Source organism: Actinophytocola sp. (genome assembly GCF_036402745.1).
Taxonomy (GTDB): domain Bacteria; phylum Actinomycetota; class Actinomycetes; order Mycobacteriales; family Pseudonocardiaceae; genus Actinophytocola.
Genome location: NZ_DASWSJ010000238.1, coordinates 1 through 9,440, shown reverse-complemented (window position 1 = coordinate 9,440; position 9,440 = coordinate 1). Strand labels below are relative to the sequence as shown.

The following is a 9,440-nucleotide window of genomic DNA, read 5'->3' as shown; positions in this document are numbered from 1 at the left end:
CGCCCTCACCCGCGCCACCCAACGCCTCGGCGTCCTGCACGAGGGCCCACTGCCGCAGGCCCTGACCGGACTCGCCGAGACCGGGACACCAGCCCAGGCCGGGAGTCGACGGTTGGCGTAGCGACTCGCGCCGTTGACACCTGGACGAGAGCCCCGCACCGCCAACCCGATTCGGCCGCCTATCGGCCTGACAGGACAAGGACGGGCCGTCGAAACCGGCCTGGCCGGTCGATTTCGCCATGGCGCCGGTTGCCCCGCGAGCTGCCCGGGTACCAGGTGTCGATGGCCGACTTCACGAACTCGGGGCCGCCTGCGGGCCGGGCGGCGGGGTGGTACCGCGGGAGAACACGGTGACGACCAACGCGCACGCCGTCGGCGACGCGACGAAGCTCGTCGTCGTCCGCAAAGGGACACGCAAGGGACACGTAAGGGACAACAGCAGGAGCTCACCGTGAAGGTCGGCTCGCGCCAGGGAGAGTTCAGTTCATGACCATCGTCGGCCTTCTCGCGGGCATCCTCACCACCGTGTGCTGGGTGCCCCAGGTCGTGCGATCGTGGCGGACCAGGTCCACCCGCGACTTCTCGTGGCTCTACCTCATCGTGCTCACGATGGGTGTGACGCTGTGGATAGTCTACGGGATAGCCCGCGGCGATCTCGCGGTGATCCTGGCGAACGTGACGACGCTGGTCCTGCTGCTGTTCCTCATCGGCATCAAGCTGGACGAGACCCGGAGGAGACAGCGGGCACGGTCGACGAGTCCGGTCGGGTGAGCCGCTCAGAGCTCCGTCGATTCCTCACCGCGGCGGGTGGAGCGGCGCCAGATCAGGATCGCCAGCGCCATCGCGAGGATCAGCGCCGCCAGGATGCTGAGCTCGATTCCCTGCGGGTTCCAGCGGAACGACACCTCGGCCTCCGCGGTGAGGACGAGTACCCGGCGCACCCCCGAGATCAGCCCGACGACCAGGAACGGCTCCGCGTTGAGCCGGCCGCCGTGCTCGATCGTGATCCGGACGGAGTGCAGGAGCTCGGCCACGATGAACAGGACCAGCGTCTTGTCGAGAATGGCCAGCGCGACCGGCAGCTCGACGTGCTGGCCGCGCAGCGCGCGAACCACGTCGACCACCGCGCCGCCCAGCAGCCCGGCCGCCAGCCCGACGAGCAGGATCGCCACGAGCACGTGGATGGCGTCCTCGGCCGCCCCGAAGATCCGGAGAACGCGCTCGATCCGCTTGCCCCGCACGGCTACCGCGCTACGGGTGTCGTGCTTGTCCGGCCGGCCGCCGGGTGAGCCGGGGTTCCACATCGTCCTCGCGGGAGCATCGGTCCGCCGCCACGCTGATCCGGACCACGCCGCTCCTCCCGTCGCCGATCACGGCCACCAAGTCTCGCTGGTCGGCGATCGCGCGACCTCGACCTGGCAGCACCAAAACCCGGCGGGGACTTCGCCCGCCAGGACGGCGGCCGCCCGATCCGGAGTAGACACGCGAGCGGTGGGCACCCCCGGCCGCATGGTCGAACGCTGGTATCGCAACGCGGTGATCTACTCGGTCGACGTCGGGCTGTTCCAGGACACCGACGACGACGGTGTCGGCGACTTCGCCGGGATGGTGCGCCGGCTGGACTACCTGTCGCGGCTGGGGGTGACGACGATCTGGCTCAACCCGATCCACCCCTCGCCCAAGCGCGACGGCGGGTACGACGTCACCGACCACTACGGCGTGCACGCGCGGTACGGCAGCTTCGGGGACTTCTGCCAGTTCCTCAACGGGGCGGGCGAACGCGGGATCCGGGTGATGCTGGACTTCGTGGTCAACCACACCAGCGACGAGCATCCGTGGTTCCGGTCCGCCCGCGCGGACCGTGACTCGCTGTACCGCGACTGGTACGTCTGGTCCGACACCGAGCCGCCGGACCGGTTCGAGGGGCAGGTCTTCCCCGGCGTGGAGTCCGAGGTGTGGACCTACGACGAGCAGGCCGGCGCGTGGTACCGGCACCGGTTCTACTCCTTCGAGCCCGACCTCAACACCGAGAACCCCGAGGTGCGCGAGGAGATCAAGAAGATCGCCGAGGCCTGGTTACGGGTGGGGGTCTCCGGCTACCGGATCGACGCGGCGCCGTTCGTGATCGAGCCGAAGGCGCCCGGGTCGATCGGCAAGGGCGATCTGGACTACGCGTTCTACCGTGAGCTGCGCGAGCGGGTGTCGTGGCTGCGCGGGGACGCGGCGCTGCTGGCCGAGGCGAACGTGCCCGACGACGAGGTGCTCGAGTACTTCGGCCACGCGGACGGTTCGGCCAGCCGGATCCAGCTGATCTTCGCGTTCCGGCTCAACCAGGCGATCATGCTCGCGCTCGCCCGCGAGGACGCCCGGCCGATCATCGCGACCGTGCGGGAGCTGCCCGACCTGCCCCGCTACGGCCAGTGGGCGACGTTCCTGCGCAACCACGACGAGGTCGACCTCGGCCGGCTCACCCCGGAGGAACGCCAGGAGGTGTTCGAGGCCTTCGGCCCCGATCCGGACATGCAGCTCTACGACCGGGGCATCCGGCGCCGCCTCGCGCCCATGCTCGGCGGCGACCGCCGCCGCATCGAGCTGGCCTACAGCCTGCAGTTCACCATGCCCGGGACACCGGTGATCCGGTACGGGGACGAGATCGGCATGGGCGAGAACCTCGAGCTGCGCGAGCGGGAGGCGATCCGCACGCCGATGCAGTGGGACGACACCGTCAACGCCGGGTTCTCCCGCGCGGATCCCGCCACCCTCCCGGTACCCGTGATCAGCGCTGGTCCCTACGGGTACCAGCAGGTCAACGTGACCGACGAGCGACGGGACGTGAACAGCCTGCTGGTCTGGTTCGAACGCACCCTCCACAGCCTCCGCGAGTGCGAGGAGATCGGTTCCGGAAACCACACGATGCTCGACGTCGATCCGCCGCACGTTCTGGTGCACCGGGCGACCGGGGAGGCCGGCGCGATGCTCTTCCTGCACAACCTCGCCGACGTGCCGTGCCGGGTCGAGGTCGGGCTGCAGGCCGACCGGCCCGGCCGGCCGCTGAGCGTGGTCGCCGACGACGACTACCCGGAGGAGGTCGATCTCGGCGCCGTCGACCTGAACGGCTACGGCTATCGCTGGATCCGGCTGCGCCACAACCCCTGACCGGACGACACCTCCAGCCAGGCCGCGGTGTCCGGCGCCAGCTTGCCGTCGACCACGGGCTCGCTGGCCAGCAGCACCAGCTTGTGGTCGGGCAGCTGCCACAGCGTCTCGCCGAGGTTGACCGCGCACACGAGTCCGGGGTCGCGCCGGAACAGCAGGATCTCGGGCGGCGAGTCCAGCCACGACAGTGGGCCGTCCCCGAGTGCCTCGTCGGTCCGGCGCATGGCCAGCGCCTCGCGGTAGAGGCTCAGCATCGACTCCGGCCGGCCGGCCTGCAGCTCGGCGGTCTTCTCGACCCAGTGCCGCGGTTGCGGCAGCCAGGGCGCGACGCCGTCCGGGGCGAAGTCGAACGGCGGGACGGGGCCGCGCCACGGCAGGGGAACCCGGCAGCCGTCGCGGCCCCGCACCGTGTGGCCGGAGCGGTGCCAGACCGGGTCCTGGAGCACCTCGTCCGGGAGGTCCTCGACCTCCTCGAGGCCGAGCTCCTCACCCTGGTAGAGGTACGCGCTTCCGGGTAGGGCCAGCATCAGCAGGGTCGCCGCGCGCGCTCGGCGGGTGCCCAGCACCAGGTCCGCCGCCGGCAATTGCCCGTGGTCGGCTCCGGGGGTGTCGGTGTGCGGCTGGCCGAAGCGGGTGAGGTGGCGGATCACGTCGTGGCTGGACAGCACCCAGGTCACGGGTGCGCCGACGGCCCTGAGCGCCTCGATGCTCGCGTCGATCACCGAGCGCAGCGCGCGAGGCTCCCAGGAGCTGCGCAGGAAGTCGAAGTTAAACGCGGTGTGCAGCTCGTCGGGCCGGACGTAGCTGGCGACGCGGCCGGGCTCGTCGACCCAGGTCTCCGCGACGAAGATCCGGTCGGCGCCGTAGGACTCGGTGATCCGGCGCCAGGCGCGGTAGATGTCGTGGATCTCCGGCCGGTCCCAGTGCGGGTGGTCCGTCAGGTGCGGGGGCTCGACCAGTTCCGCCTCGCCGATGCCGAGGTCGCGCAGGTCGGCGTCCTTGATCAGGCCATGGGCGACGTCGATGCGGAACCCGTCGACACCACGGTCGAGCCAGAACCGCAGGATGTCCTCGAACTCCTCGCGCACCTCGGGGTCGCGCCAGTTGAGGTCGGGTTGCTCGGGCGCGAACAGGTGCAGATACCACTCGCCGTCGGGGACCTGCGTCCACGCCGGACCGCCGAACACGCTGCGCCAGTCGTTGGGCGGCTCGCCCGGCGCGCGGCCGGGCCGGAAGATGTAGCGCTCCCGCGCCCGCGACCCGGGCCCGGCGGCCAGCGCCTCCTGGAACCACGGGTGCTGACTGGAGGTGTGGTTCGGGACGAGGTCGATGATGATCCGCATGCCGTGCTCGTGCACCTCGCCGATCAGCGCCTGCGCGTCGTCGAGCGTGCCGAACAGCGGGTCGATGTCGCGGTAGTCGGCGATGTCGTAACCACCGTCGGCCATGGGCGAGCGGTACCACGGGGTGATCCAGAGCGCGTCCACGCCGAGCTCACGCAGGTACCGCAGCCGGTACCGCACCCCGTTGATGTCGCCGACCCCGTCCGCGCCCGCCCGGTCGGTGAGGCTGCGCAGATAGATCTCGTACACGACGGCGTCGCACCACCACCGGCCGCGCGCGGCCGTGCTCCGGGTGTCCGCCGGGTCAGTTACGTTCATCGCCCGCTCCTACCCGCCGGGACGGCGTTCAAACCGTGCCGGGGGCGGTTCCCGATCGCACCTTGGCCTGGGCACCGGACGAGCCGGCTGCTCCTCACGCAGGAGGACGCGGAACTCGTCGGGGCGCAGGTCCTCGACCCGCCCTGCCGTGATCCGCGCGGCGACACCCGCAGCACCCGCCTACAGCGCGGCCCGGCGCGCACCAGGACTTCGCGAACCCCGGAGAAGGTCCAAAAAGGACTGTACTCGATCTTGCGCACGCACACCCGGATCAGCGGCTACCGGGAGCAGCTCGCCGCCCGCTTCCACGGGCCGCTGACCGGCGTGCGCGTCACGTGGCCGCGGCGCCGTTCAGTAGCCGCCACCACCGTAGCCGCCACCGCCCGTGGTGGGGGCTGGCGTGCTCTCACCGAGGATGACGGCGTGCCAGACGAAGTGCGTGCCGACGAAGTCGTCCTCGACGTCGTGTCCGTTGGCATCGCCGGCGGCTTCGTCCAGCTGGAACGTGTAGAGCGGTTTGCCCTGGTAGGTGAGCTGGGTGTGCCCGCTGTCGGCGCGGCGCACCACGTCGAGCGCCGGCACGCCCGGCACGCTCGGCGCGTCCCCGCTCTCGGCCGGGAACCAGAACTGCAGGCAGGTGCCGACGCAGCGGACGGTGCCGTCGGCCTCCTGGTCGGTGAAGTACAGGGTCTTCCCTGATGAGTCAACGAGAATCCGGCCGAGCCCGGAATGGTCCTCGGTGTGCACGGCGACCGTCGTCGACGACGTGGCGGTGTCGCCGGCCGAACCGCTCGTGCCGCAGGCAGCCAGAACGGCGGCCGTACCGAGCATGGAGAAGACCGCGAGGGCCGTCGTCGTGTGCCTTCTGTCCTGAGTAGACATCATGCCTCCCATCGGATGCGCGTCGGCGTCCGTGGCGGTAGTTACGCGGCGGAGCCACGGAAGGTTCAGCGAGACCTCGGGTCCGGTGAGATTCGGGCGTGCTCGACTGTGCCACCGTCCGATGTGGACAGAGTGTCGGTGGCGATCGTGCGGATGGTGCCTGAACGTCGGCCCCGCGCCACGCTTCACAAACAGCTCAAGATATTCCTTGACACGAATATTCTGATAGATGAATACTTTGGCCCATGGATCGGATCGCATCAGCACTTGGGGACACGGCGCGGTGGCGCATAGTGGAACTCCTCGCCGAGCGGCCCCGGTCGGTCGGTGAGCTGGCCGAGCTGACTGGGTTACGGCAGCCGCAGACCACCAAGCACCTCCAGACCCTCGCCCGCGCCGGCCTCGTCACCGTCTTCCCGCTCGGGCAACGTCGCGTCTACGCGGTCGAAACCGCGCCCCTGACGGCTCTCGTGCATCGGCTGCGGGAACTGGTCGAGACCACCGAGGCGCACGAGGACGAGCGAGACGTCATCGCGCGGTACCGCACGGCCATCGAAGCGGAGTCCGCGGTCGCGGACCGGGATCGGTGGGCGGACGGTCGTACCTTCTTGTTCGAGCGCGTGCTGGCCGCGCCCCGGGACGTCGTCTGGCGGCATTGGGTCGACCCGGACCTGCTGGCGTCCTGGTGGGCCTCGCCGCCGATGACCGTCACCAACTGCGCTCTCGAGCCGCGGGTGGGCGGGCGCGCCGTCCTCGAGTACCGCGATGCCGACGGGCGGTATCGCTCCGAGGGAACCGTCCACGCCGCGAAGGAACCGGAGCACCTCGTGTTCGACCTTTCGGTACGGGACGAGGCGGGGGCGGTCTCGTTCACCGGCCACTACGACCTGGCGCTCACCGCGGCCCCGGGCGGCACCCGGCTGCGACTTGGCCTGCGCATCACCGAAACGACCGTCGAGGCCGTCCCCTACATCGCCGGGATCGACGCCGGCTGGGGCCAGGTGCTCGACAACCTCGCCGACGCCGTCGGCGCATCCCAGCGCACCACCAAGGCACTTACCAAGGCACTTACCAAGGACAAGGAACGACAGTCATGACCGACTCGACCGGCCGCAGGATCACCGCGAACATCAACCTCACCCTCGACGGGCGCTACAACGGCCCCGGCGGGCCTGGTGATCTCGGTGCGATCGTCGCGTACGCGACCACCGAGGTCGCGCGAAGGCACCTCACCCGCATCTGGGAGTCCGCGACGACGGCGCTGCTCGGCCGGCTCAACGCCGAGGGATTCATGGAGTACTGGCCGTCGGTCGCCGGCGACGAGAATGCCGATCCTCGTGATCGCGGGTACGCGAAGTGGCTGGTCGACGTGGAGAAGGTGGTCCTCTCGACGACGTTGACCGAGGCGCCGTGGGATCGCACCCGCGTGGTGAACGCCCCCGCCGCGGACGTCGCCGCCGAGCTCAAGGCCACCGGCGCGGGCGACGTCCTGGTCAACAGCAGCGCGAGCGTCATCAAGGCGCTGCTTTCGGCGGATCTGCTCGACCGGCTGTATCTCATGATCTCCCCCGAGATCGCCGGCGGTGGGCAGCGGCTGTTCGACGACGGCCTGCCGGCTTCGAAGTGGACGCTCACGCACCAGGAGACCGGCGAGCTGGGCGAGATCGCCCTGGTCTACGACCGCGCACGCTGATGACTGCGGTGTCCTATGTGGACACCGCAGTCACCCCGGGTGGGACGTGCGAGACGTGGGCGGTCAACATGACGCACCAGGTGTACGCCGCGCAGCTCGTGTTGCCCGCAATGCTTCGCCGCGCCGTAGATCCCGATCGCGGTGTGTTGGGCGACGACCGACTGCTCGGAGATCGGCTCGTCGCCTTCCTTGCATGCGACGATCCGGCCAGGTGGTGCGGGTCAGACGGCGGTGCGTCCACCGTCAGCCGGGATCACCGCCCCGGTGATGTATCCGGACGCCGGCGAGGCGAGGAACGCGATCACGGTGGCGATCTCCTCGGCCTGCGCGGCGCGCGCGAGCAGGGTGGTCTCACCAAGTGCTGCGATGCGGTCCGCCGCCGCGCCGCCGGTGTAAGCCGGTCCGGGCGCGATGGTGTTCACCCGCACGCCGCGCGGGCTGAACTCCGCGGCCCACCCGCGGGTCAGCGCGGCCAGCGCCGCCTTGGTCGCGCCATAGGCGGCGCTCCCAGCAAGTCCGATCTGCCCCACCATGCTGCCGAGGTTGATGATGCTTCCCCGGCCGCGCTCGGCCATCTTCGGTGCGAGCGCCGCCACCAGGAAGTAGGCGGAGCGCACGTTGGCCGCGAACAGCGCGTCGAACGTGTCCGCCGCCAGGTCTGCGGTGGGGCCGAACCAGGAGAACCCGGCGTTGTTGACGAGGACGTCGACGTCTCCGACCGCCGCCGCCAGTTGCTCGATCGCGCGGATGTCGGTGAGGTCGGCGGCGACAAAGGTGCCAGTGCCGCCGACCTTCTCGATCGCCTCCACGACCGCGGCGCCGCGGACGGAGTCTCGGCCGTGTACGAACACGTGGAACCCGTCCACGGCCAGTGCCAGGGCCGTCGCCCGGCCGATGCCCGAGGTTGCGCCGGTCACCAGAGCTGTCCGCCGTGCGTCCATGTCGACGTCGTCCGTCATGATCCGGTCTCCCTCTCGCCAAGGATAGACTCGTTGCCTCACCCGATGTCCCCAAACTAGACCGCCCTGTCTGCTCGTGTCAACGTCGCTGAGTGGTCCACGTTCTCCATGACGAGCCTCCGCCACCTGCGCACGAGGCGTCTCAAGGGGCGGAAAAGCCAAGATGTTGCGTGGATCACGGACGACGCATGGAGGGAGCCACAGCTGGGCCACCGGGATGGCTCATTTGAACCGATCTGTCTAGCTGTCCTGTTTGCTAGTTCAGTAGACAAGTCGGTCTGATATTGTTGGAGTCATGGTTGAGGAGAGGAAGACCCGGACGTCGGCACGCGGACGGCTTCTGGCCGCCGCCGATGAGTTGTTCTACGCCGAGGGCGTGAACTCGGTGGGCATTGACCAGGTGATCAAACGGGCCGGCGTGGCCAAGGCGTCGCTGTACAACACCTTTGGCAGCAAGGAAGAACTGGTTCGCGCCTACCTCAGGGGCCGCCACACCCAGACCCGGGAGCGCATGGCCCGGGAACTCCAGGCCCGTTACCGCACGACCCGCGAGCGGCTCGTCGGCGTCTTCGAGGTGCAGGGCCAGCTCTTCGCCGAGCCCGACTTCCGGGGTTGTGCGTTCATGTGCGCCAGTGCGGAATCCGACACGAGCGAGGCCGTGGAGAAGCCCACCGAGGAATACCGGATGTGGGTGCGCTCGCTGTTCCTCGACCTGGCCTACGCCGCCGGCGCGCCCGAGCCCGAAGCCCTTGCCAAGCAACTGGTCCTGGTCTACGACGGGGCCGGTGTCTCCGCGTGGATGGACCACGATCCCAGCGTTTCCAAGGCCGCCGCCGGCGTCGCCAAGGCCCTCGTCGACGCCGCGTTCGCGCCGTCACCGCCACCACCCGGCACCCGGCGCACGCCTCGACGCGCGAGAGCAGCTGAAAATCGCGTGGTTGCTGCCGAGTAGAGCACGTGGTCGCCTTCCTCGCGTTCCACAGGCCGAGGGGACAGCGAACCGCCGGATCATCGTCGCGGCGACGACTGGTGTGTGATGTGGTGTATGAAGCGGACGAATATCTACCTCGACGAGGAGCAGGCCGAACT

The 9,440-nt window shown here is 69.7% G+C and carries 9 protein-coding genes; 5 read left to right on the top strand and 4 right to left on the bottom strand.

Annotation, left to right across the window (positions count from 1 at the left end):
* The first annotated feature begins 486 nt into the window (after nucleotides 1–486).
* Nucleotides 487–771 carry a SemiSWEET transporter gene (locus VGD70_RS22470; protein ID WP_331084430.1) on the top strand — a complete coding sequence of 95 codons (285 nt, stop codon included), beginning with the start codon at nucleotides 487–489 and terminating at the stop codon, nucleotides 769–771.
* A 5-nt stretch (nucleotides 772–776) separates the two neighbouring features.
* Here the strand turns inward: VGD70_RS22470 and VGD70_RS22465 are convergent, their stop codons facing one another.
* Entirely contained in the window at nucleotides 777–1,304 is a 528-nt protein-coding gene (locus VGD70_RS22465) for a phosphate-starvation-inducible PsiE family protein (RefSeq protein WP_331084428.1), read from the bottom strand.
* A 205-nt stretch (nucleotides 1,305–1,509) separates the two neighbouring features.
* On the opposite strand from VGD70_RS22465, the gene VGD70_RS22460 reads away from it, so the two are divergent.
* The gene (locus tag VGD70_RS22460) at nucleotides 1,510–3,156 is read left to right on the top strand and encodes an alpha-amylase family protein (RefSeq protein ID WP_331084426.1); all 1,647 of its coding nucleotides are present in this window, start codon (nucleotides 1,510–1,512) and stop codon (nucleotides 3,154–3,156) included.
* On the opposite strand, the gene VGD70_RS22455 is transcribed toward VGD70_RS22460, so the two are convergent.
* On the bottom strand, nucleotides 3,123–4,817 hold the full coding sequence (locus tag VGD70_RS22455) for a glycoside hydrolase family 13 protein (protein ID WP_331084424.1): 1,695 nt from the start codon (nucleotides 4,815–4,817) through the stop codon (nucleotides 3,123–3,125). The two genes, VGD70_RS22460 and VGD70_RS22455, sit on opposite strands and share 34 nt — an antisense overlap.
* 351 nt (nucleotides 4,818–5,168) lie before the next feature.
* Nucleotides 5,169–5,699: a hypothetical protein gene (locus VGD70_RS22450; RefSeq protein WP_331084422.1), complete on the bottom strand. Its 531-nt coding sequence runs from the start codon at nucleotides 5,697–5,699 to the stop codon at nucleotides 5,169–5,171.
* Between the two features lie 245 nt (nucleotides 5,700–5,944).
* Here VGD70_RS22450 and VGD70_RS22445 point away from each other — a divergent pair, with 245 nt between their 5' ends.
* Nucleotides 5,945–6,796: a metalloregulator ArsR/SmtB family transcription factor gene (locus VGD70_RS22445; RefSeq protein WP_331084420.1), complete on the top strand. Its 852-nt coding sequence runs from the start codon at nucleotides 5,945–5,947 to the stop codon at nucleotides 6,794–6,796.
* Nucleotides 6,793–7,392, top strand: a complete 600-nt coding sequence (locus VGD70_RS22440; protein WP_331084418.1) for a dihydrofolate reductase family protein — start codon at nucleotides 6,793–6,795, stop codon at nucleotides 7,390–7,392. The genes VGD70_RS22445 and VGD70_RS22440 overlap by 4 nt, the downstream gene beginning before the upstream one ends.
* A gap of 221 nt (nucleotides 7,393–7,613) precedes the next feature.
* On the opposite strand, the gene VGD70_RS22435 is transcribed toward VGD70_RS22440, so the two are convergent.
* On the bottom strand, nucleotides 7,614–8,351 hold the full coding sequence (locus VGD70_RS22435; protein WP_331084416.1) for an SDR family oxidoreductase: 738 nt from the start codon (nucleotides 8,349–8,351) through the stop codon (nucleotides 7,614–7,616).
* A 295-nt stretch (nucleotides 8,352–8,646) separates the two neighbouring features.
* On the opposite strand from VGD70_RS22435, the gene VGD70_RS22430 reads away from it, so the two are divergent.
* Nucleotides 8,647–9,303 carry a TetR/AcrR family transcriptional regulator gene (locus VGD70_RS22430; RefSeq protein ID WP_331084414.1) on the top strand — a complete coding sequence of 219 codons (657 nt, stop codon included), beginning with the start codon at nucleotides 8,647–8,649 and terminating at the stop codon, nucleotides 9,301–9,303.
* Nucleotides 9,304–9,440: the final 137 nt, after the last annotated feature.